This is a genomic window from Actinomadura madurae, assembly GCF_047130825.1.
Taxonomy (GTDB): domain Bacteria; phylum Actinomycetota; class Actinomycetes; order Streptosporangiales; family Streptosporangiaceae; genus Spirillospora; species Spirillospora madurae.
This window is the reverse complement of record NZ_CP083237.1, coordinates 6,196,456-6,217,973: the sequence shown is the minus strand read 5'-3', so window position 1 is coordinate 6,217,973 and position 21,518 is coordinate 6,196,456. Positions and strand designations below refer to the sequence as shown.

Below are 21,518 nucleotides of genomic sequence, written 5' to 3'. Positions count from 1 at the left end.
CGCCGGAAAACCCTCACAGTCCGGGCAGGACTGTCTCACCGTCCGCCTCCATCTGGCGTCCGGCCACCCCCCTCGCGCGCTCCCTTCGCTGACCGGCCTGGGTTGAGCGCGCGCTGCGCGCGTGGCCGGCGGGTTTAGGAGCACCTCATGGCCATGACACGAGTTCGCCCGAGCCGCGTGCTGTTCAAGACGCGCGGCCGCCCCACCGGCGTCCAGGCTCCGAACCGCGATTCCGCCGTCATCGACTGGGCCGCCTACATCGACGGGCACCGCGTCTCCACCGACACCGTCGCCGACGCCGTCCGCCTCATCCGCGACGGCCGGCTCACCCCCGAGGGCGACAGCGCCGGCTTCGTCTGGGTCGGCCTGCACGAGCCGTCCGCCACCGAACTGGCCGACCTCGCCGAGGTCTTCGGCCTGCACCCCCTCGCCGTCGAGGACGCCATCCACGCCCACCAGCGCCCCAAGCTGGAACGCTACGACGACGTCCACTTCGTCGTCATGAAGACCGTCGGCTACGTCTCCACCGGCCCCGGCGGCGCCGAGGTCGTCGAGACCGGCGAGATCATGATCTTCTGCGGGCCCGACTTCGTCGTCACCGTCCGGCACGGCGCCCACGGCGCCCTCGGCCCCGTCCGCCGCGACCTGGAGCAGGACCCCGCCCGGCTCGCCCTCGGCCCGGCCGCCGTCCTGCACGCCGTCGCCGACCGCGTCGTCGACGGCTACGTCGGCGTCGCCGACGCCGTCATGGAGGACATCGACGAGGTCGAAGAGGCCGTCTTCTCCCCCGAGCGCACCGACGAGTCCCGCCGCATCTACCGGCTCAAGCGCGAGGTCATCCAGCTCAAGCGCGCCGTCGGCCCCCTCGCCGGCCCCCTGCGCAACCTCTCCGGCCGCCGCTTCGTCCCCGCCGAGATCAAGGAATACCTCCGCGACGTCGAAGACCACCTCACCCGCGTCCGCGAGCAGGTCGAGTCCTACGACGAACTCCTCAACCCGATCCTCCAGGCCCACATGACCCAGGTCACCGTCGCCGACAACCAGGACATGCGCAAGATCTCCGCCTGGGGCGCCATCTTCATGGTCCCCACCGCCATCGCGGGCGTCTACGGCATGAACTTCGACTTCATGCCCGAAACCCAGTGGCGGTTCGGCTACCCCATGATCCTCGGCGTCATCGGCTTCGCCTGCCTCTCCCTATACCGGGGCTTCCGGCGTAATGGTTGGCTTTAATCTCCTCCTTCGGGCCTGGCGGCCCTCCATCGTCGATCAAAGCGGGCGATCGCTGGCATCGCTCCGACTCGCCTAGCGGCTCACTTCGCGATCAGGTTCTCGCAAGCTCGAACCTGCCTTCGGACGCGATCGCGGCCCTCATGTCGTTGCGTGGTTGCGGCGGTGGCTGAGGTGGAAGCGCCCGGGGGTCCGGCCGCTGCCGTCGGGCGCTGGGGCGCCCTCCTTTGTCGAGGGAGGCTCAGGAACTCGCCAGTACGGATTGGAGAAGGTCTGGGTAGTCGGTGACTATGGCGTCTGCGCCGTACTTGATGAAGCGGGTCATGTCTTCGGGGGTGTTGACCGTCCAGACGATGACGGGGAGGGCGGCGTCGTGGGCGTCGTCTATCAGGCCGGGGGTGGTTATGGCGTGTTCGGGGGAGATTGCCGTCGCGCCTATGGCCTGGGCTGCGGCTATGGGGTCGTGGGGGTTCTGGCCTGCTAGCCAGGTGGTGTTTGGGGTGAGGGTCTTGCGTTCCAGGAGGGCGACGCGGCCCAGGGTGGGGTAGTGGCGGCGGGCCTCTGTCAGGACGCGCCAGTCGAACGCCAGGAGGCTGGCTCTGGGGGTCAGGGCGTGGTGGTCGAGGACGGCCACTACGGCGGCTGTGAAGAGCTCGACTTCCTCGTTGGTCCAGGTGGGGTCTGTTTTGAGTTCTACGGAGAGCTTGACCGTTGTGGGGGCCAGCAGGGCGCATGCCTCGGCGAGGGTGGGGATGCGTGTGCCCGGCATCGGTGCGGGGCGGAAGAGGGTGCCCGCGTCCACGGTTCGGAGCTGGGCGAGGGTCAGCTCGCGGATCGGCTTGCCCACGTAGGGGTGGGCGGGGTCGTCCGGCCAGGCGGGGGCGGTGTCGGCCAGGTTCGCCGGGGAGAGGGACTGGTCGTGGTTCAGGACGACCACGCCGTCGGCGGTGAGGCCCACGTCCAGCTCGATGGCGTCGACGCCCAGGTCGAGGGCGTGGACGAAGCCCGGCAGCGTGTTCTCCGGACGGAGGCCGCGCGCCCCGCGATGCCCGTGCACCTCGACGGTAGTGATCACCGCACGCACGCTACAGTCCGCGACCGAACGGGCGGTGGAGAACGGGTGAGGTCAAAGGAAACGGAAGTCAGATGAGGGAGCGGCGGGAAAGCGTCTGGTCGCGGCCCGGGCCGACGCCGATCGCGGAGATCTGCGCGCCGGACATCTCCTCCAATGACCGGACGTACGCCTGCGCGTTCGCCGGGAGGTCCTCGAACTTCTTGGCGCCGGAGATGTCCTCCCGCCAGCCGTCCAGGTATTCGAGGATCGGCTTGGCGTGGTGGAACTCGGTCTGCGTCGTGGGCAGCTCGTCCACCCGGACGCCGTCGACCTCGTAGGCGACGCACACCGGGACGCGCTCCAGGCCGGACAGGACGTCCAGCTTCGTCAGGAAGTAGTCGGTGATGCCGTTGACGCGGGTGGCGTAGCGGGCGATGACGGCGTCGAACCAGCCGCACCGCCGGTCGCGTCCGGTGGTCACGCCGTACTCGCCGCCGGTCTTGCGCAGGTACTCGCCCTGCTCGTCCAGCAGCTCGGTGGGGAACGGGCCGGAGCCCACCCGGGTCGTGTAGGCCTTCAGGATGCCGATCACCCGGGTGATCTTGGTGGGGCCGACACCGGAGCCCGCGCAGGCGCCGCCCGCCGTCGGGCTGGACGACGTCACGAACGGGTAGGTGCCGTGGTCGATGTCCAGGAGCGTGCCCTGGGCGCCCTCCAGCAGGACGATCTTGCCGTCGTCCAGGGCCTTGTTCAGCACGAGCGTGGTGTCGGCGACGAACGGCTTGAGGCGCTCGCCGTAGGCCAGGTACTCCTGCACGATCGGCCCGGTGTCGATGCGGCGCCGGTTGTAGACCTTGGTGAGGACCTGGTTCTTCTCGCGCAGGGCGAGGTCGAGCTTCTGGGTGAGGATGTTCGGGTCGAACAGGTCCTGGACGCGGATGCCCATCCGGTTGATCTTGTCGGCATAGGTGGGGCCGATGCCGCGCCCGGTGGTGCCGATCCGGGCCTTGCCGAGGTACCGCTCGGTGACCTTGTCGAGGGCCCGGTGGTGGGGCATGATCAGGTGCGCGTTCGCCGAGATCAGCAGCCGCTCGCAGGTGATGCCGCGGTCCCGCAGCCCGTCGATCTCCTGCAGCAGGACGGCCGGGTCGATCACCACGCCGTTGCCGATCACCGGGACGACGTCGGGCGACAGCACCCCGGACGGCAGCAGGTGGAGCGCGTAGCTCTTGTCACCGATGACCACCGTGTGACCGGCGTTGTTGCCACCCTGGTAGCGGACGACGTAGTCGACGTCGCCGCCGAGCAGGTCTGTGGCCTTGCCCTTGCCCTCATCTCCCCACTGGGCACCGACAAGAACGATGGCAGGCATGCCACATTTCCTTCCCACGACGAAGGCCCCGGTCGCCGCAAGCGCGCGAAGGGGCCTCTTGCGATCAAAGCGTACCCGGCCCCGGGCGGCAAGGAAACCGGAGCCGGGTCCGGCCCGGCTCAGGCCCCCGCGCGCCGCGGCCAGTAGTTCTCCGCGAACAGCCGGGCGACGAGCTCGCCGCGGCTGGAGACGCCGGTCTTGGCGAAGACCGCCTTGACGTGGTCGCGGACGGTGTGCGGGGAGATCACCAGCTCGGCGGCGATGCCGCCCGTCGTCAGCCCCCGCGCGACGAGCTGGGTGATCTCCAGCTCGCGGGCGGACAGCCCGTACGCCTGCGCGATGACGGGCGCCATGTCGGAGCCGGCGGCGGGCTGGACGACCACCGCCGTGGGGCCGGGCGCGCCGCCGGGGCCGTCGGTGCAGGAGGCGTGGCAGACGAGCCACTGGCCGTCGCGGGTGCGGATCCGGATGCGCGCCGCCCCGCGGTCGTGCCCGGCTGCCACGGCGCGTGCCTGCGCGGCCGTCCCGACGAGCCAGACCGGCAGGGCCGGGCCGAGCGGCGACGGGGTGGACGGGCCGTCGGGCAGGCGCTCCAGATGGTGGCGCGCCTCGTCGTTGATCGAGATGGGCGTCCCGGACGGGTCGAACAGGATCAGCCCGGGATCCTGCTCCCTGCCGGGTGCCGGCGTCCGGACGGGCCGGGCGAGTTCGCGCAGGCGGTCGCCCAGCGGTGCGGAAAGGTCGGCGACCAGGGAGATCTCGGCTGGATTGAACGGAGGTCGGCCCTTGTCGCGGAAGAGGCTCACGACTCCCCAGGGGCGCCCGCCCGCGCGCAGGACGGCACGGAGTTCGTCGCCCACCCCTTGGCGGCCGAGGAGCTTGCGGTACTGGGCGCTGCGCGCGGGGAGGCCGCCGGTGCTCGCCGCGAGCCCTGCGGCCGGGACCGCCGCACGGGCGAGCTCGCGGAACGGTATGACGGTCTCCTCCAGGATCGCGCACTCCCAGTAGGTGAAGCACTGGTCGCCGCTCCCGAGGTTCTCCACCCGCATCGGCGCGGTGATCAGCCCGGTCTCCGGGTCGGTCGCCGACCACGCCGCCGCCTGGAAGCCCACCAGCCGGCGGAGCCGCGCCGACACCCCGCCGAACAGGCCGGACGCGTCCCGCGCGCCCGCCGCCCGGTCGAGGACGGCCCGCCGCTCCCGTTGATCGAACACGGGATCAAGTCTGCCTCCGGGACGCGCCGCGCGAACCCCTCACTTGGGGGATTCCGGTCCGGGCCGGTTCCCGGACCGGGGGGATGGGGCGGGCGCGGCCCGGCGGCGAGGCTCGTCGGCATGGATCTGGCCATCATCGGGGCGGGTGCGGCGGCCGTCGGCCTGCTGGACGCCCTCGCCCCCTCGGACGTGCGATCGGTGACCGTCTTCGACCCCGCGCCGCTGCCATGGCGCGGCCGTCCCTATCGACCCGACCTCGATTCCGTGCTCGTCAACGCCCCTCCGGAGATCATGTCGATCCGGTTCGGCGACCGGGACCACTACGCGCGCTGGCTCGGTGAAAGGGCTCCCGCCGGGACCTACCTCGATGAGCGGCTCGGTGCACCGGTCCCGCCGCGCGCCGTTTACGGGCGGTACCTGGTGGACACGGCGGAGGCCGCGCTCGCCCGGTTCGCCCGGACGGAGGTCGTTCAGGCCGCTGTGACCGGGGTGTCGCTGGAGGCCCGCCCGGTCGTGCGAACCTCGGACGGCCGCCGGCACATCGTCGATCATGTCCTGCTCTGCGTCGGCGGTGGTACGCCCCCGGACCTCTACGGGCTGGCGGGCGCGCCGGGTTTCGTCGCGGACCCGTACCCGCTGGAGTCGACACTGGATGGGATCCCGCCCGGCCGTGACGTCGCCGTCGTCGGCGGGGGCCTGACCGCGGTCGACGTCGCGGTGTCGCTGGCCGCGCGGGGGCACACGGGCAGGATCAGCCTGGTGTCGCGCAGCGGAGCCCTCCCGCTGGTCTGGCAGCGCTTGGCCGACACCGGCATCCGGCACCTGAAACCCGATCGCCTGCCGTCGCCGGACGGGCCGGTCACGCTGGACCGGCTGGCCGGCCTGATCCGCGCGGAACTGGCCGATCATGGCGAGAGCTGGGACGAGCTGTCCGCCTGGATCGCCGCGGCGATGCGGCGGGACCCGGTCGCGAACCTGCGCGAGCAGCTCGCCATGGTGGACGCGCCCCAGCTCGGCCGCCGGATCCTGCAGGAGGCCGCGCACACCGCCGGCCCGGTGGCCTGGCGGCTGCTCGGCGCGCGCGACCGGGAGCGGCTCCGCGTGGACCTCGGCCGGACGATCACCAGCCTCGCGTCGCCGATGGTGCCCCTCAACGCCGCCGTGCTCCTGGAGCTGTTCGAGGCCGGAACGCTGGACGCGGTATCCGGGGTCGAGAAGATCGAGGCCGGGGGCGGGTTCCGCATCCTCCACGCGGCCGGGGTGCGCACCGCCGACGTCGTGATCAACGCGGTGAACCCGCCGCCGCACGCGGTCCCCGAACCGGCCGGACCGCTCGTCTCGTCCCTGCTCGGCCAGGGGGCGACGCGGCATCCGGACGGCGGCCTCGTGGCGGACCCGGAGACCGGGCGGCTCGTCGTCGGCGGCCGTCCCGACCCGCGGATCCACGTGGCGGGCGACCTCGCCGGCGGGCCCTTCATCGTGTCGGGCATCGCCGGCGTCGCCGTCCAGGCGCACCGGGCGGCCCGATCGGTCCTCGCGGCGCGGCACGCCGCGAGGACCGTGCCGGTCAGGAGGAGCTGAGCTCGTCGGCCGCGGTGGCGCTGCTGTCGCGCAGGAAGGACTTGCAGCGCTCGGCCTCGTCGTCCTCGCCGATGGCGGCGGCGGCGCGGCCGAGGGCGTGCAGGGCGCGCAGGAAGCCGCGGTTGGGCGCGTGCTCCCACGGGATGGGGCCGTGGCCCTTCCAGCCGGCGCGGCGCAGCTGGTCGAGGCCGCGGTGGTAGCCGGTGCGGGCGAACGCGTAGGAGTCGATGACGCTCGCCTTGGCGAAGGCGCGGTCGGCCAGCTCGGCCCACGCGGCCGGGTAGTCCGGGTGCCGCGCGGCGACTTCGAACGGGTCGACGCCGTTCTCCAGGGCCGTGCGGGCCTCGGTGTTGTCCGGCAGTTCGGTCGGAGGAGGGCCGCCGAGCAGGTTCTGGGTCATGCGGGTCATCGTAAGTGGGCTCGCCCGCCCCGGATCAACCCGGGGCGTGGCCGGTCGTTTCGCGCGATCACGCGGGGATGGGGAGCGGCAGCCGGAAATGCGCGGCTCCGCCGTCCCTGGTCGAGCGGACGCCGGGCCAGCCGCGCCGGACGAACAGCAGCGCGTCCCGGTTGGTGAGGACGACGTCCGCGTCGAACTCGCGGATGCCCCGCCGCTCGGCGAGCCGGGACAGGCAGGAGACGAGGGCGCTGCCCAGCCCCCGGCGCTGCCAGGGGTCGGTCACCAGCACGGCGAGGTCGGCCCGGCCGGGCTGCGCGGCGTTGCGGGCGTACTCGGCGATGCCCGCGATCTCGCCGTCGGCCAGGGCGACGAGGGCCTCGCGGTCCCAGTGGTCGAGGGCGTCCAGCAGCCGGACGTAGTGCTCGGGGATCCGCGGCGTGCCCGAGAAGAAGCGCGTGTAGAGGCTGGCGGAGGACAGCCGGTCCGACATCCGCCGCACGCGGTCGCGGTCGGTCCGGCCGTACGGGCGGATCCGGACGTCGTCGAGCGTCGCGGCGATGTGGGCGGCGCTGCGCACATCGAGTTGCTTCATAAAACCCATTGGAGCGTAGTTGGGTTGCTTGACGCAACTCATTGGCCGGCAAAAAGTGCGTGCGCTTTCCGTGAACCGGGGGTCAGGCGCCGGGGCCCGGGCGCGGCTCCACGTCGCCCGGGCCCAGGTGGGAGCCGCAGGACGAGCAGGTGAACTGCCTGGTCAGCGTGCCGTCACAGCCCCGGTGACCGATGATGACCGGCGCGCCCTCGGGCGCGTAGTGGCGGTCGCCCCACATCAGCAGGGTCATCATCGCCGGCCACAGCTCGACGCCCTTGCGGGTGAGCCTGTACTCGTACCGTTCCGGCCGCACCTGGTAGGGGACGCGGCGCATGATGCCCTCGTCGCACAGCCGGTTGAGGCGGTCGGTGAGGACGTTGCGGGCCACGCTCAGGACGTCCTGGAAGTCGTCGAAGCGCCGGACGCCCTCGAAGGCGCTCCGGATCACCAGCAGCGTCCACCGGTCGCCCACGACCTCCAGCGAGCGGGCGATCGAGCAGTTCTGCGACTCGTAGGTGCGGGGTAGTGCCACACCCCGACCCTACCTGAGTTTCATCAAACAACGATGTCGTGCTCAGGGAATGCGTCCCCTGGAACCCGGCCGGGCCGGGCGGTCGCCCGCCCGGCCCGGGTCCGGCCGTCCTACTTCAGCTTCTGGCCGGCGGACTGGAGGTTCTCGGCGGCCTGGACGATGCGGGCGGCCATCGCGGCCTCCGCGGCCTTGCCCCAGGAGCGCGGGTCGTACTGCTTCTTGTTGCCGACCTCGCCGTCGACCTTCAGCACGCCGTCGTAGTTGCGGAACATGTGCTCGGCCACCGGGCGGGTGAACGCGTACTGCGTGTCGGTGTCGATGTTCATCTTGACGACGCCGTACGACACCGCCTCGCGGATCTCCTCCAGCGTCGAGCCGGAGCCGCCGTGGAAGACCAGGTCGAACGGCTTGTCCTTGCCGTACTTGGCGCCGACCGCGTCCTGGATCTCCTTGAGCACCTCGGGACGCAGCTTCACCGAGCCCGGCTTGTACACGCCGTGCACGTTGCCGAACGTCGCCGCGAGGATGTAGCGGCCCCGCTCGCCCACGCCGACGGCCTCGGCGGTGGCGAGCGCGTCGCCCGGCGTCGTGTAGAGCTTCTCGTTGATCTCGTTGGCGACGCCGTCCTCCTCGCCGCCGACGACGCCGATCTCCATCTCCATGATGATCCGCGCCTTGGCGCACTGGTCGAGCAGCTCGGAGGCGATGTCGAGGTTCTCGTGCAGCTCGACCGCCGACCCGTCCCACATGTGCGACTGGAACAGCGGCTCCTCGCCGCGCGCCACCCGCTCCTGCGAGATCTTGATCAGCGGACGCATGAAGCCGTCCAGCTTGTCCTTCGGGCAGTGGTCGGTGTGCAGGGCGATGTTCACCGGGTACTTGGCGGCCACGACGCGGGCGTACTCGGCGAGCGCGGACGCGCCGACGACCATGTCCTTCACCGTGGAACCGGACAGGTACTCGGCTCCGCCGGTGGACACCTGCACGATGCCGTCGCTCTCGGCCTCCGCGAACCCGCGCAGCGCGGCGTTCAGCGTCTGGCTGGACGTCACGTTGATCGCGGGGAAGGCGAAGCCGTCCTGCTTCGCACGGTCGAGCATCTCCGCGTAGACCTCGGGCGTTGCGATGGGCATTGTCAGCGTCCTTTCATACGCAGGGTGCCGCCGGGCATCCGGCCGGGCGGTTGCACCCGGTCGTCCGAGTACCCAGGTGAGTGCCCAGGTCACACGGTTTCCGGGTCGGGCATGCCGTCCGCGCTCAGTATCCCGCCTAATCGGAGCGTGGGGAAAGGTACGCTCACGGTGTGGATCTCACGACCCTTCCCCTCAATATCACCGAGTGGCTGCATCCCACCGCGTGGCTGCAGCTTTTCGGCACGTTCGCGACGATCGGCGTGCTCGCCATCATCTTCGCGGAGACCGGACTGCTGTTCGGCTGCATCCTTCCGGGTGACTCGCTGCTCTTCACGGCGGGGATCCTCACGGCGGTCTCGACCGTCAACGGGCAGGAGTTCCAGCCCCTGTCGCTGCCCTGGCTGCTCATCGGGGGGCCGGTCGCGGCGATCGCCGGCGCCCAGCTCGGCCACTTCCTCGGGGCGCGCTACGGCCGCAAGCTCTTCGACAGACCCGACTCGCGGATCTTCAAGCACGAGTGGGTGGAGAAGGCCGAGTACTACTTCAACCGGTTCGGGCCCGCGAAGGCGGTGGTTCTCGCCCGGTTCATCCCGATTGTGCGGACGTTCCTGAACCCGCTCGCCGGGATGCTCGGCATGGACACGCGAAAATTCTTCATCTGGAACGCCATCGGCGCCATCGTGTGGACCGACAGCCTGTTCCTGCTCGGCCACTTCCTCGGCTCCGAGGTGCCTGACATCGAGAAGTACATCCTGCCGGGCGTCGCGGTCATCCTGATCCTGTCGGTCATTCCGATCATTCGCGAGGTCCTCAAGGGGCGCAAAGCGGACCAGGGTCCGAATAAGAATGGCCCCGAAGAGTCACGTCCGTCGCTCAGCGGTGACAGTTATCGCTAACCTCCCCATGTGGGACGTCATCGGTCGGACCCTAGGGGTCTCGCGCGCATACTGATCGCGGCCTTGGCCGTGGTGGCCGCCTTGGCCCTTCTCGTGGTCGGCGGCATGGCTCTGGTCAACGCGATCTCAGGCGAGCCCGAGAACTCGGGGCCGTCGACGGCCGCCTCGCCCTCCGAGAGCGGTGCCAGGACGCCCGCGAGCAGCAACGCAGCCTCGACATCGCCGACGGCGACGGTCCCGCTGGTGATCCGCGTGACCGGCCAGCCCACGAACGTCGTCGTCCGCGTCGCCGACACCGGCGGGAAGGTGCTCACCAACGGCACCCTCAACACCGGGGACACGCTCAAGTACGACGAGGCCCCCCTGCAGGTCGTCGCCACCAACGGCGGCTCCCTGCAGGTGGTCATCTACGGCAAGCTGCAACCGCGCCAGCCGAACGGCCAGCGCGCCCAATGGTTCGTCAAGACCCGCAGCGGCTCCTGAGCCGCGCCTAGTCCAGGCCGAGGTCGGTGACGTCGTACGGGTGCCGGTAGTCCAGCCCGGCCTCGGCGATCCGGCCGGCGGCGCCGCGCTCCAGGATCGTCGCCACCGCCACCACCTCCGCGCCCGCCTCCCGCAGCGCCTCCACCGCGGTCAGGACCGACCCGCCCGTGGTGGAGGTGTCCTCCACGGCGAGGACGCGGCGCCCGCCGACGTCCGGGCCCTCGATGCGGCGCTGCAGCCCGTGCGCCTTGCCCGCCTTGCGGACGACGAACGCGTCGAGCACGCGCCCGCGCGCCGCCGCGGCGTGCAGCATCGCGGCGGCCACCGGATCCGCGCCGAGCGTGAGCCCGCCGACGGCGTCGTAGTCCAGGTCCGCCGTCTCGTCGAGCATGACCCGCCCCACCAGCGGCGCCGCGGCCCCGTCCAGCGTCACCCGGCGCAGGTCCACGTACCAGGACGCCCGCTTGCCCGAGGACAGCACGAAGTCCCCGTGCACCACGGCCCTGTCCTTGATCTTCTGCAGCAGCTCATCACGATCGCTCACGTGCAGAACCCTAATGACCTCCCGCCGGGCCCCCGGTGCCGCCGTGTACGGTTCGCCGGGTGACCACCGGAACCGTCGTCCTGCTGCACGCCCCGAACGCCACCGCCGCCTCCTGGGGCGATCTGCCCGAGATGCTCCGGTCGTACGGGCTGGACGTGGTCGCGCCGGACGTCCCGGACGACACCGGCCCCCGCTACATCGCCCGCGTCTCGCTGATCATCGCCGCGACCGCCCCGGCACCGCCGCTCACCCTCGCGGCGCACGGCGCCGCCGGGCCGCTGGTGCCGGGCATCGCCCTCGCGCAGCGCGCCGCCCACCGCCCCATCCGCGGGTACGTGTTCATCGACGCCGACCTCCCGCGCCGCCTCGCGCACGACCACGCGGAGCCGCAGAACGACGTCCCCATGCCCCCAGATTGGCCGGAGGCGCCCTGCGGCTACCTCTGGACCCATGCGGACCGCACCGCCTCCTCCGGCCACGCCCAGGCCGTCAGAGAGGCGCGCCTGCGCGACTGGCGCGTCACCGAACACGAGCCCCCGGCCGCGGTCGCGCAGTCGCTGAGCGAACTGGTACTGGGGCTGTCCTAGCCCCGCAGGCCCCGGGTGATCACGCGTTCTTGAGGAGGTCGTCCAGGAGGGCGTCGTAGTCGTCCTCGCTGCGGCCCAGGTCGATGCGGGCGCGGTAGCGCAGGCGGAGGAGGGCTTCCAGGCTGTCCTCGGCCAGGGCGACGTCGTCGGGGCCCGGGGTGAGGGAGTCGGCGTCGGGAGCGGGGGCCTCGTCGGGGCCGCCGCCCATGCCGGTGCCGACCGCGCGGTCGCGCAGTTCGAGGACGACGTCGGCGCCGCTGGTGGCCCATTCGTGGGCGCCGGTCGCGTCGCCCTGGGCGTAGAGCACCTCGGCCACGGTGCGGTACACCTCGGGGTCGCGCGGCTTGTCGGCACGGATCCGCTCGACGAGCTTGCGGGCCTCGCCGGCCTCGCCCAGTTCGAAGAGCGCGTCGGCGAGGTAGGCGCGCGGGTCGCCGTAGGTCTCGCCGCCGTCCTCCATGGCCCTGCGGTACAGCTCGGCCGCCTTGCCGTGGTCGCCGGCGTGCTGCCACTGCTCGCCGGCCCGCAGCAGGACGTTGGCGCGTGACACTCCGCCGGACACCGACTCGGCCAGCTCGGACAGCCGCCGGGCCGCCGAGATGTGATCGCCGGTGCGCAGGGTGTCGAACTCCAGGTCGTCGAGATCGTCTTCCGTCACATGCGTCACGGTTCAACGCTACCCGCCGTCGCGCGACCGAAGCGGGCGAATCGATGATGATCGTGGAATACCGGTGCGTAGGTGTCAGGTCACCTGCGGGAACGTTCTAGCGCGTCCCAGAAACCGCGGCGCAGCGCGTGCCGCACTTCGTCGTGCAGGAGGAAGTCGATGGGCAGCGAGGAGCCCTGCAGCAGCCTCGCTTCGAGGTCGGACGGCATGCGCGGCTTGCGGGCGAGGACGGCCTCCAGCCACAGCGCGGGCGCGTCGCGGGCGACGGACTCGCCGAAGTCCTGGCCTTCCTGGTGGGCGGCCTTGACGGCGTCCGCGAGCGTGGGCGTCTGCTGCACGGGGACGGGCGAGACCTGCTGCGGGCCCGTGTAAGGGCCGTGCTGCCCCGTGGGCTGCACGGTCTGCGGGGGCGGCGGCGGGGAGGGCGACGGGACGGGCGAGGAGCTGTACTGCGGGCTCGGCGGTGGCTGGGACGGCGCCGGTGGGGGCGACGGGGCCGGAGCCTGCGGGGCCTGCGTCGAGGACGGCCCGGCCGGGGCCGGTTGCAACGGGACCTGCTGCCCGCCGGTGCCGTAGGACGACCCGGAGTAGCCGCCCCCGCCGCCGTTCGGCAGCGGCATCGGGCCGGTGCCCGCGCTCGGTCCGGGGCCGACGCCGCCGGTCGTCCCGGGCCCGCCGCTCAGCCCGCCGCTCAGCCCGCCGGTCATGGCCGGGCCGAGGTCGCGGACGGACGGGGTGGCGGGCGGCTGCCCGCTGAGCGGGGACGAGGGCGGCGGACCTCCGTTGTGCGAGGTCGTCTGGAGCGGGCCGATCGAGCTGCCGTGCCCGTTGACGGAGCCGTGCCCGTTGGACAGCGGGCTCGTCCCGTGCGAGGACGCCCCGTCCATCCCGGTGAGCATGTTGACGTAGGGGCGCAGGTGGCCGGAGCCGATCTCGATGAGGTCGTCGCACTCCTGCCGGAGCACCCGGGAGATCGTCCAGTTGCCGTCGACGGCGACGTGCACGACGGTGACGCGGACGCCGAAGTCCTGGGCGTCCGCGATGACCTGCGCGAGGTCCTCGTCGCCGCTCACCAGGACGGCGTCGGTGAGCGCGGAGTTGCGGGCCAGCGTCATCAGATCCCGGTGGATCTCGGTGTCGACGCCTTCGCGGCGGCCGGGGCGGATCCGGCCGAGCCGCAGCTTGAGGCCGGGGAGGTCGGCGAGCGCGTCGTGCTCGGGGTTGCGGCGTCCCTCGACCGTCGCCTCGTACCAGTAGCAGCGCAGGAGAGGCATGCCGGTGCGTTCTCTGGCGAGGTTGCCCAGGAGTTGCAGGAGGCCGCCGAAGTCCCACGAGACGGTCTCGCGATGGCGGGTGCCGTGCACCGCCATGGCGCCGTCGGCCAGCAGGTAGCCGGCGTCTACGAACAGCGCGCAGCGATCCATGCGACACCGTCCTTCCTCAACACGGGAGCTCACAGCATGCCCACATCGGCGTAGCGGCCCCGGGCGCTTATAGCGTAGTGAAGCCCGTCTGCCCGGTAGGCCAATACGGCGATTCGCCACTCTTTCATGGCGACCCGCCGGTTGGCGACTCCCCAGTAACCGTGAGATGGGAGCCGCGGCGGACGCTACCAGCCGATCCGGCCCCGCCCTGAGCTTCCGCAGGATCTTTACGGGAAGAATCAGGTCGCCGGTTCAGTCGCGGTGTACCCGCGACCCTTACTTCAACCGGTCATGGCGGGTCCTATGCAGTGCGGTGTCGCCCCTGAGATGGACGTGCACCTTCACGGAGCGCGGTGTCACGCGCAGGTGGATCTGGACGGGTGAGCCTCCAGGTCTTTCGGCGGGCTTTTCGGGTGCCGGCTGGTGCGGGGCACCGGGTTCTTCTGGTTCGGGCGGGACGTGCTGCGGCGGTGAGTCGGGTGTAAGGCGTGGTCTGGGCTGTGGTGTCCTCGGGTTGGGTGCGGTCGCCGGCTTGGGTGTGGCCGTCGGCTCGGGGGCGGACTTCGGGTCCGGGTTCCCCGTCGCTGGACGGGGAGGAGGCTGCGCGGCCGCCGGGACGGTCGGTATCGCCACGGCCGGTGGCGTGCGCGGAGCGGGAGCGGGCTCGTCGTTGGCCACCAGCACCATCGCGAGTGCCGCCGCGACGGCGACGATGCCCGCGCCGAGCGCCTGGGCGCGTATCGGCATACGCCGGAACCACAGCAAGGTGCCGCTTTTGGACGCCAGGTAGGCGGTACTGGCCGAGCCCAGGACGAGAGGGCCGAGGACGTCGCGCAGTGCCGAGTTCACGCAGGCCAGCTCGGCGTGGAAGGCCTTGCAGCGTTTGCAGCCGTCCAGGTGACGTTTCACCCGGCGCGTTTCGCGGGCGGCGAGCGCGCCCCGCACGTACGAGCCGAGCTTCTCCTGGACGGGACGGCACGCGTCGTCCGCCTCGACGCCGTCCAGGTGCATGCGCAGGTACGCCTGGCGCAGTCCTTCACGCGCCCGGTACGCGAGCGCGGCGGCGCTGTTCGCCGTGACACCGAGGATCGGGGCCACCTCGGCCGGTTTCGCGCCCTCGACCTCGGTGTGCCAGAGGACCGTCTGCCAGCGGTCCGGGAGGGACAGGAACGCGCGCGCCACCAGCGAGCGCTCCAGTTCCTCGACGGCGGTGTCCTCGAACGGCGTCCCGGGATCGAACGCCTCGATGTCGCCGGTGTGGTGGACGCGCCGGTCGGTGCGCCGCCGGTCGTAGACGGTGCGCCGCACCACCGTGAGCAGGTAGGGGCGGAAGTCCGATCCGGGCCCGCCGCCGCGCTTCAGGACGGCAAGGATCCTGGCGAAGGCGTCCTGGACGGCGTCGTCGGCGGCGTCGCGTCCGGCCAGATGGCGAGCGAGGCCTCGCGCGGCGGGCAGGTGCCGTTCGTAGAGGGCTCCGTAGGCCGAGGCGTCGCCGTCGCGAGCACGGCGGATGAGGGCGGCGTCACTGACCCCGGCATCACTGACCCCGGCGCCGCTCGTTTCAGGCGCGTCCTCTCCTCGCTCCATACTTGCTCATTGTGACGGGTTGACCACTGCTTGTCGCGCGTTTTGGTCACAGAAAGCCGGGCGAAGTGGCGTCATGGACCGGACGCGACGCCGTTGGAGAAGTGCGTGAAGCGGGTGCGTTCGTTCCGTCGAGGGGGTGGAACGAACGCACCCCACGTGTCAGGTGATGTCGGCGTGCCCCATCTGGGTGAGCTTGCCGCCGTCCTTCGGGGTTTCCCAGCGCACCGTGCAGTCACGTCCGGACAGCTCGACGGTGGCGATGGCGTTGTCGAACCATGGGCCGTCGGTCATGCGCCACCGGATCGGCACGGCGGGCACCTTGGCCAGCTTCGCCAGGAGCCGGAAGGGGCTGCCCGTCGCCCGCGAGTAGGCGATGCGGTTCGCCCACCGGAACTTCCCGACCAGCGGGTTCCGCAGGGGGGAGCAGACGATCTGGGAGACCTTCGACCGGGTGTCGGGTGACGTGACCCGCGCCAGATACGAGTAGTGGATGTCGCCCGACAGGAACGAGATGCTCGCGGGCGCGGGGCCGCGCTCACCCCGTCCCACGGCGACGACGTCGGCGGCCACATCGCGGAACGACTTCTCGAACGCGGCCCAGTGCTCCAGGTCGGCCGCCTGGCGGACCTTCTCGGCCAGCCGCGCCCCACGCTTGCCCCACGCGCCGCTGGCGACCGCCTCGTTCCACGACTCGGCATGGTGGATCGCCATGGGGAGCAGGTAGGGCAGGGAGCTGGCGATGAGCAGGTGGTCCACGCCGCCTTGGCACTGACCGTCCAGCCAGTCGAACTCGTCGTCATCGAGCATTCCGCGGCGGTCGGCGGTGAGCAGCCGGGAGCATCGGCTGTCGACGACGATGAGGCGCGTGCCGCCCCAGTCGTGGGCGTAGCTCCAGCGCGTGCTGTCCGGCTGCTTGTCGGCCTTCTCGGCGAACTCGTCCAGGACGGTGCCCGCGTCGCCCGTGGTGTCGGACGCCGTCCGCACCGCCTTGTAGACCGGGTCGGACGCGCGTTCCTGCGGCGACAGGTTCCCGAGATGCTGGTAGATCCAGTACGACCCGATCCCGCCGGTGATGCGGTCCCTCCACCAGGGCTGCGACCACATCTCCTGGCGCCACGCGTACGAGGTGTTCCAGTCGTCCCGGATGTCGTGGTCATCGAAGATCGTGAACGTGGGGACGGTGGACAGCAGCCACCGCACCTCCGGGTCGTCATGCCACGCCAGCTTGTACAGGTGCGTGTAGTCCTCGAAGTCGGCGGCCTCGTCGTCCGGCGGCTCGCCCTGGGCGCGGCGGCCCCGGATGAACGCGCGCATCTCGTCGCTCAGCTCGTCGGCATAGACCTGGTCGCCGACCATGAGCAGGAGGTCCGGCCAGGTGACCGCGTCGCCGCCCGTCCGCAGCCGGTGCGCGAACGAGGTCAGCGCGTCGTGCCCGAACTCCTCCACGGTGCCGGGCGAACGGCGGCAGGACCCGAACGAGATGCGGAGCCTGCCGTCCTCGGTCAGCGTCCTGATTTCGGACGGCGGAAACCCGGTGTCGGCCTCCGGCCAGACGGTCTCGCCGTCGATCGACACCTCGTACGGGATCCGCGCCCCGGGCGCGAGCCCGTCGATCTCGACGACTGCGTAGTGGTGGCCATGCGCGGTGAACGTGCGGGAGCCCGCGTCCAGGTCGTACTGCCGGCTGACGACCCTGACTTCGCAGGGCCGGTCGGTCTCCACCCATATCGTCGCGGTGCGGTGACTCACGTGGCGGAGGTGGGGGCCGAGTACCAAAGCGGTCATACCCCGTCTCTCTAGCGGACCGGGGGGCGCCGCGTCCACTCGTCTCGTCTCAGCGGCCCAGCACCGCCGCCTCGGTCACCGGGTCCAGCCCCACCACCGGACGGTCGGGGCGCTGCGGGGCGCGTCCGCCCATGGACTGGAGCCACTCCCAGGTATCCGTCACCGTTTCCTGGACCGGCCTGCAATGCAGCCCCGTGTTTAGGGCCTTCTGCACGTTCGCCTGGTGCAGCGTGTCGTAGTCGTCGCCAGGCGGGAGCCACACCGGAAGCTGCACCCACGGCTGGATACCCGCTTCGAGGATGGTCTCCGGGGCCGTCCAGACCAACTCGGCGTCGGACCCCGTCGCTTCGATGCACGCTTCCAGCAACTCGGCCATCGTCGTGTGGTCGGCTGGGCTGACCAGGTTGTACGGCCCGTCAAGGCCTTGCTCGACGGCGTCGAGTGTCCAGGCGGCCAGGTCCCGGACGTCGATGTACTGCATGCCGGCGTCGCGCGGGCCGGGTGCCAGTACAGGGCCGCCCTTGGCGATCCGGGTCAGCCACCAGGGGAGCCGGCCGATGTTCTCGTACGGGCCGAGAATGAGCCCCGCCCTCACCAGCAGCGCCTTCTGGCCGAACGTCTCAAGTGCCGCCAGTTCACCGCCGCGCTTGGCCGTCGCGTAGTCGACGTCCCCGTCGTTCGGGGAGCCGTCCACCACGTCCGCCTCTTCGCCCAGACCGAGCGGCGTGGGGAACCGGTAGACCGAACGGCTGGAGATGTAGACGTAGCGTTCTGCGCGTCCTTCCAGGAGGCGAGCGGCGTCACGGACTGCGGACGGCGCGCCCGACCAGGTGTCGACGACCGCGTCCCACTTTCCGTCGGCGAGAGCCTTCAGACCGTCTTCGGTGGTCCGGTCGCCATGCAGGGACGCCACGCCTTGGGGCGGCTCGTGGCGTCCTCTGTGGAAGACGGTCACGTCCCAGCCGCGTGCGAGCGCGTCCTCGGTGATGGCGCGTCCGACGAACTCCGTACCGCCCAGCATCAGAAGTTTCATGGGGAAGACTCTGCCTTCTGTACGTTCTGTACGGAAAGTCTGCACGCTTACAGCGGAACCGGGGTCTCGGTGGCGATTCCCCGCAACAGCGTGTCCACCACAAGGCTGGTGAGGGCGCCGACGTCGTCGCCGCCGTCCACCCCACCGCCCGTGCTGACCTCGTGGATGAGGGCGTAGTACACCCGCCGGGCCCAGGTCAGGTCGACGTCGGGCCGGATCACGCCCGCCTCCTGGGCACGGCGGAACAGGCCGTCGCATTCCCGCAGGACGTCCGCGTGCACCCGGGCGACCTCCGGATCGGACGACGATGCCGCCCGTCCCATGGCGAAACCCCAGCCGGTCTTCACTTCGAGCACGTTCGCGGTGACCTGGTAGAGCGCGACGAGCGGCGGCGCGGTGTCGGCACGCGCGGCGGCGACGGCCGCCGCGAACCGCTCGGCCGCCCACCGGGTCAGCGCGTCGATCAGCGCCTCGCGCGTGGCGAAGCGCCGGTGGACGGTCGTCCTGGCGACCCCGGCGGCCTCCGCGATCCGCTCCATCGAGGCGGCCGGATCCTGCGACAGGACCCGCTCGGCCCCTTCCAGGATCGCCCGGACGGTCCGTTCGGCATCGGCGCGCAGTGCTCTCGTCACCCCTAAACAGTACAGGCGCGTCCCGACTCAACCGCTACTTGCATCATCAGTGTTGCAGTTATTAGGCTGAACGCATCAACGTCGATGCATTACGGAGTCTTCAATGGATTTGCGACTGAACGGCAAGACCGCGGTGGTGACCGGTGCCGGCAGGGGGATCGGCCTGGCCACCGTCAGGGCCCTCACCGCCGAGGGGATGCGCGTCGTGGCCGCCTCCCGGACCGCGCCGCCCGAGCCGGCGGAGACCGGAGCGATCAACGTCGCCGTCGACCTGGCCGACCCGGGCGGGCCCGCCCGCCTGATCGAGACCGCGCTCGCCGAGCTGGGCGGCGTCGACGTCCTGGTCAACAACGTCGGCGGTGGCGACGGCGGCGCCGTGGGCGGTTTCCTGGCGTTCGACGACGCCCGCTGGCAGGAGGTCATGGAGCTGAACCTCTTCGCCGCCGTCCGCACGACGCGCGCCGCCATGCCGAGCCTGCTGGAGCGTTCGGGGGTCATCGTGAACGTCTCGTCCAACGGAGCGCGCCTCCCGCATTCCGGGCCCGTCCCGTACACGACCGCCAAGGCCGCGCTGACGGCGCTCGGCAAGGCCCTCGCCGAGGAGTTCGGGCCGCAGGGCGTCCGCGTCAACACGGTGTCGCCCGGCCCGGTCCGGACCGCGTTGTGGGAGGCCCCCGAGGGCTACGGCGCGGAACTGGCCTCGTCGATGGGGCTGCGGCACGATCAGTTCCTGGCCGGCCTGCCGGACGCCGCGGGCATGCTCACCGGACGCATGGTGGAACCGGCCGAGGTCGGCGCCCTCATCGCCTACCTGGCGTCGCCGCTCGCGGCCAGCACGGTCGGCGCCGACCACGTCATCGACGGAGGCGCCATCAAGACCGCCTGACGGTGTCGGACGAACGGAGTAGCTTCGCCTGCGTGACCTCATTCGAGCTCGTCCGCGACCTCCCGGGCGCGCTGGCCGACCGGGCGGCGGCCTGGGAGTACATCCGTGGCTTCGCCGAAGCCTGGTCCACCCCGCTGACGGCCGGCGACGGCACGCCGGAGACCGAACTGACCGCGGCCGAGGAGGCCCTCGGCATACGCCTGCCCGCCGCCCTGCGCGAGGCGTACACCCTCTTCGGCCGCCGCTTCGACCTGCACAGCAACATGCACCACCTCCTGAGCCCCGGCGAGTTCTACGTGGACGACCGCAAGGAGGCCCTGGTCTTCCGCGAGGAGAACCAGGGCGCCGCGTCGTGGGGCGTCCTCCTCGCCGACCTCGACCAGGCGGACCCGCCCGTCCGCACGCGTCCCGACCTCGCAGACAAGGAGGCCGAGCGCTGGGAGGGCTGGCTGGACGCCTTCTCCATCTCCTGCATCGAGATCGTCCTGACGGAGTCGCTCCTGGCGGAGGAACCCGTCTGCGACTCCGGCGACTACGAGGACGGCGACGAACTGGCCCGCCGCTTCACCCGCCTGCCCTTCCCGGCATACCCGGACGGCGAGTCCGCCTTCTACACCGGCCCGGGAGTGCTCGTCTGGGACACCGGCGGCTGGCTCTCCGTCCGCGCCCAGGACGAAGAGACCCTCGACCGCTTCCGAGACGACTTCCCCGCCGACTGGCTCAACGGCTGACGAATATCCTCGCCCAACGAGGATATTCTGAACGCGTGGAAGTCCACGACTTCGTCATCGACGTGCCACAGCGTCAGCTGGACGATCTGCACCGCCGCCTGGAGCGCACACGCTGGCCGTCCCAGGTGCCAAGGACCGGCTGGGAACGCGGCGTCCCGGTCGACTACCTCGCAGGCCTCGCGGAGTACTGGCTGACCTACCGCTGGAGAGACCACGAAGCCAGGCTCAACCGCTTCCCGCAGTTCATCACGGAAATCGACGGCCAGCCCGTCCACTTCCTCCACGTGCGGTCGCCGGAACCGGACGCCCTACCGCTGATCCTCACGCACGGGTGGCCGAGCTCGATCGTCGAGTACACCGACATCATCGGACCGCTCACCGACCCGCGCGCCAACGGCGCCGACCCGGCCGACGCGTTCCACATCGTGGCGCCGAGCGTCCCGGGCTTCGGATTCTCCACCCCGCTGAAGGAACCCGGCTGGAACCACGCGCGCATCGCGAGAACCTGGGCCGCGCTCATGGCCCGCCTCGGCTATGACCGCTACGGGGCGCAGGGCGGCGACACGGGCTCGATCGTGTCACCAGAACTGGGACGAATCGCGCCACACCAAGTAGTGGGCGTCCATATCAACGGCGGACTGGCCTTCCCGGAAGGCGACCTGCAGAACCTCACACCCGATGAGAGGGCACGCATCGCCGCAGCGGAACGCCTCCGCGAGGTCGGCACCGGCTACGCCGACCTACAGAGCACCCGACCCCAAACGCTCGCCTACGCACTCAGCGACTCACCGACCGGGCAACTCGCGTGGATCGTGGAGAAGTTCTGGGAGTGGACGGACCCGACCAAACCGCTCCCCGAGGACGCCGTGAACCGCGACCTGCTCCTCACCAACGTGACGCTGTACTGGCTCACCAACACCGCCGGCTCATCCGCCCAGCTCTACTACGAGGTACGCGCCGCCCCGGTAGCACCACCCGGACCCCACAGCGTCCCAACAGGAATCGCAATCTTCCCCAGCGACCCCGCCATCCGCCGCATAGCCGAACAGCAGCACAACCTAGTCCACTGGACGGAACACCCCCGCGGCGGCCACTTCGCCGCCGCCGAAGCCCCCGAGGGACTGTCTGAAAGTTTGTGGGTGAGGTGGTGATCGC

General features: G+C 71.2%; 22 protein-coding genes. 8 read left to right on the top strand and 14 right to left on the bottom strand.

All coding sequences use genetic code 11. The features are described from left to right. Positions 1 to 147 precede the first annotated feature (147 nt). Complete coding sequence (locus K8Z49_RS28340) at positions 148 to 1,233, top strand: magnesium and cobalt transport protein CorA (RefSeq protein WP_024936345.1); 1,086 nt, start codon at positions 148 to 150, stop codon at positions 1,231 to 1,233. 238 nt (positions 1,234 to 1,471) lie between these two features. Here the strand turns inward: K8Z49_RS28340 and K8Z49_RS28335 are convergent, their stop codons facing one another. From K8Z49_RS28335 to K8Z49_RS28325, 3 genes are all read right to left on the bottom strand, one after another. Next, complete coding sequence (locus tag K8Z49_RS28335; protein ID WP_412515666.1) at positions 1,472 to 2,305, bottom strand: glycerophosphodiester phosphodiesterase family protein; 834 nt, start codon at positions 2,303 to 2,305, stop codon at positions 1,472 to 1,474. Between the two features lie 67 nt (positions 2,306 to 2,372). Next, positions 2,373 to 3,656, bottom strand: a complete 1,284-nt coding sequence (locus tag K8Z49_RS28330) for an adenylosuccinate synthase (RefSeq protein ID WP_021593822.1) — start codon at positions 3,654 to 3,656, stop codon at positions 2,373 to 2,375. A gap of 119 nt (positions 3,657 to 3,775) precedes the next feature. Then, positions 3,776 to 4,870, bottom strand: a complete 1,095-nt coding sequence (locus tag K8Z49_RS28325; protein WP_255282210.1) for a helix-turn-helix domain-containing protein — start codon at positions 4,868 to 4,870, stop codon at positions 3,776 to 3,778. Positions 4,871 to 4,990: 120 nt separating this feature from the next. Here K8Z49_RS28325 and K8Z49_RS28320 point away from each other — a divergent pair, with 120 nt between their 5' ends. After that, entirely contained in the window at positions 4,991 to 6,451 is a 1,461-nt protein-coding gene (locus K8Z49_RS28320; protein ID WP_412515665.1) for an FAD/NAD(P)-binding protein, read from the top strand. On the opposite strand, the gene K8Z49_RS28315 is transcribed toward K8Z49_RS28320, so the two are convergent. The 4 genes from K8Z49_RS28315 to fbaA form a co-directional block, all read right to left on the bottom strand. Further along, entirely contained in the window at positions 6,438 to 6,860 is a 423-nt protein-coding gene (locus tag K8Z49_RS28315) for a DUF3151 domain-containing protein (protein ID WP_024936343.1), read from the bottom strand. The genes K8Z49_RS28320 and K8Z49_RS28315 overlap by 14 nt on opposite strands. Positions 6,861 to 6,918: 58 nt before the next feature. Then, complete coding sequence (locus tag K8Z49_RS28310) at positions 6,919 to 7,443, bottom strand: GNAT family N-acetyltransferase (protein WP_021593826.1); 525 nt, start codon at positions 7,441 to 7,443, stop codon at positions 6,919 to 6,921. Positions 7,444 to 7,525: 82 nt separating this feature from the next. After that, the gene (locus K8Z49_RS28305; protein ID WP_021593827.1) at positions 7,526 to 7,975 is read right to left on the bottom strand and encodes a winged helix-turn-helix transcriptional regulator; all 450 of its coding nucleotides are present in this window, start codon (positions 7,973 to 7,975) and stop codon (positions 7,526 to 7,528) included. A 110-nt stretch (positions 7,976 to 8,085) separates the two neighbouring features. Beyond that, a complete protein-coding gene (fbaA, locus tag K8Z49_RS28300) occupies positions 8,086 to 9,108 on the bottom strand; it encodes a class II fructose-bisphosphate aldolase (protein ID WP_021593828.1) in 1,023 nt (340 codons plus the stop codon). A 170-nt stretch (positions 9,109 to 9,278) separates the two neighbouring features. On the opposite strand from fbaA, the gene K8Z49_RS28295 reads away from it, so the two are divergent. Beyond that, entirely contained in the window at positions 9,279 to 10,004 is a 726-nt protein-coding gene (locus tag K8Z49_RS28295) for a DedA family protein (protein ID WP_021593829.1), read from the top strand. Positions 10,005 to 10,076: 72 nt separating this feature from the next. Next, on the top strand, positions 10,077 to 10,487 hold the full coding sequence (locus tag K8Z49_RS28290; RefSeq protein WP_235206550.1) for a RodZ domain-containing protein: 411 nt from the start codon (positions 10,077 to 10,079) through the stop codon (positions 10,485 to 10,487). Positions 10,488 to 10,494: 7 nt separating this feature from the next. Here the strand turns inward: K8Z49_RS28290 and pyrE are convergent, their stop codons facing one another. Then, positions 10,495 to 11,031: an orotate phosphoribosyltransferase gene (gene pyrE / locus K8Z49_RS28285; RefSeq protein WP_021593832.1), complete on the bottom strand. Its 537-nt coding sequence runs from the start codon at positions 11,029 to 11,031 to the stop codon at positions 10,495 to 10,497. 59 nt (positions 11,032 to 11,090) lie between these two features. On the opposite strand from pyrE, the gene K8Z49_RS28280 reads away from it, so the two are divergent. Next, positions 11,091 to 11,618, top strand: a complete 528-nt coding sequence (locus K8Z49_RS28280) for a hypothetical protein (RefSeq protein ID WP_021593833.1) — start codon at positions 11,091 to 11,093, stop codon at positions 11,616 to 11,618. Positions 11,619 to 11,637: 19 nt separating this feature from the next. Here K8Z49_RS28280 and K8Z49_RS28275 read toward each other — a convergent pair whose 3' ends face one another. The 6 genes from K8Z49_RS28275 to K8Z49_RS28250 all read right to left on the bottom strand — a co-directional run bounded on the left by K8Z49_RS28275 (position 11,638) and on the right by K8Z49_RS28250 (position 18,746). After that, the gene (locus K8Z49_RS28275) at positions 11,638 to 12,285 is read right to left on the bottom strand and encodes a tetratricopeptide repeat protein (protein WP_412515664.1); all 648 of its coding nucleotides are present in this window, start codon (positions 12,283 to 12,285) and stop codon (positions 11,638 to 11,640) included. 80 nt (positions 12,286 to 12,365) lie between these two features. Continuing rightward, a complete protein-coding gene (locus tag K8Z49_RS28270) occupies positions 12,366 to 13,709 on the bottom strand; it encodes an NYN domain-containing protein (protein ID WP_075022784.1) in 1,344 nt (447 codons plus the stop codon). Positions 13,710 to 13,985: 276 nt separating this feature from the next. After that, the gene (locus tag K8Z49_RS28265; RefSeq protein WP_412515663.1) at positions 13,986 to 15,296 is read right to left on the bottom strand and encodes a sigma-70 family RNA polymerase sigma factor; all 1,311 of its coding nucleotides are present in this window, start codon (positions 15,294 to 15,296) and stop codon (positions 13,986 to 13,988) included. 159 nt (positions 15,297 to 15,455) lie between these two features. After that, the gene (locus K8Z49_RS28260; RefSeq protein WP_412515662.1) at positions 15,456 to 17,081 is read right to left on the bottom strand and encodes an alkaline phosphatase D family protein; all 1,626 of its coding nucleotides are present in this window, start codon (positions 17,079 to 17,081) and stop codon (positions 15,456 to 15,458) included. Positions 17,082 to 17,130: 49 nt separating this feature from the next. After that, entirely contained in the window at positions 17,131 to 18,114 is a 984-nt protein-coding gene (locus K8Z49_RS28255; protein ID WP_412515661.1) for an NAD-dependent epimerase/dehydratase family protein, read from the bottom strand. A gap of 47 nt (positions 18,115 to 18,161) precedes the next feature. Next, positions 18,162 to 18,746: a TetR/AcrR family transcriptional regulator gene (locus K8Z49_RS28250; RefSeq protein WP_021599518.1), complete on the bottom strand. Its 585-nt coding sequence runs from the start codon at positions 18,744 to 18,746 to the stop codon at positions 18,162 to 18,164. Positions 18,747 to 18,849: 103 nt separating this feature from the next. Between K8Z49_RS28250 and K8Z49_RS28245 the strand changes: the two genes are divergently transcribed. From K8Z49_RS28245 to K8Z49_RS28235, 3 genes are read left to right on the top strand one after another with little or no spacing between them, the layout of a single operon-like run. Then, a complete protein-coding gene (locus tag K8Z49_RS28245) occupies positions 18,850 to 19,632 on the top strand; it encodes an SDR family oxidoreductase (RefSeq protein WP_021599517.1) in 783 nt (260 codons plus the stop codon). 32 nt (positions 19,633 to 19,664) lie between these two features. Continuing rightward, positions 19,665 to 20,363, top strand: a complete 699-nt coding sequence (locus K8Z49_RS28240; RefSeq protein WP_021599516.1) for a hypothetical protein — start codon at positions 19,665 to 19,667, stop codon at positions 20,361 to 20,363. Positions 20,364 to 20,398: 35 nt separating this feature from the next. Beyond that, on the top strand, positions 20,399 to 21,514 hold the full coding sequence (locus tag K8Z49_RS28235; RefSeq protein WP_412515660.1) for an epoxide hydrolase family protein: 1,116 nt from the start codon (positions 20,399 to 20,401) through the stop codon (positions 21,512 to 21,514). Positions 21,515 to 21,518: the final 4 nt, after the last annotated feature.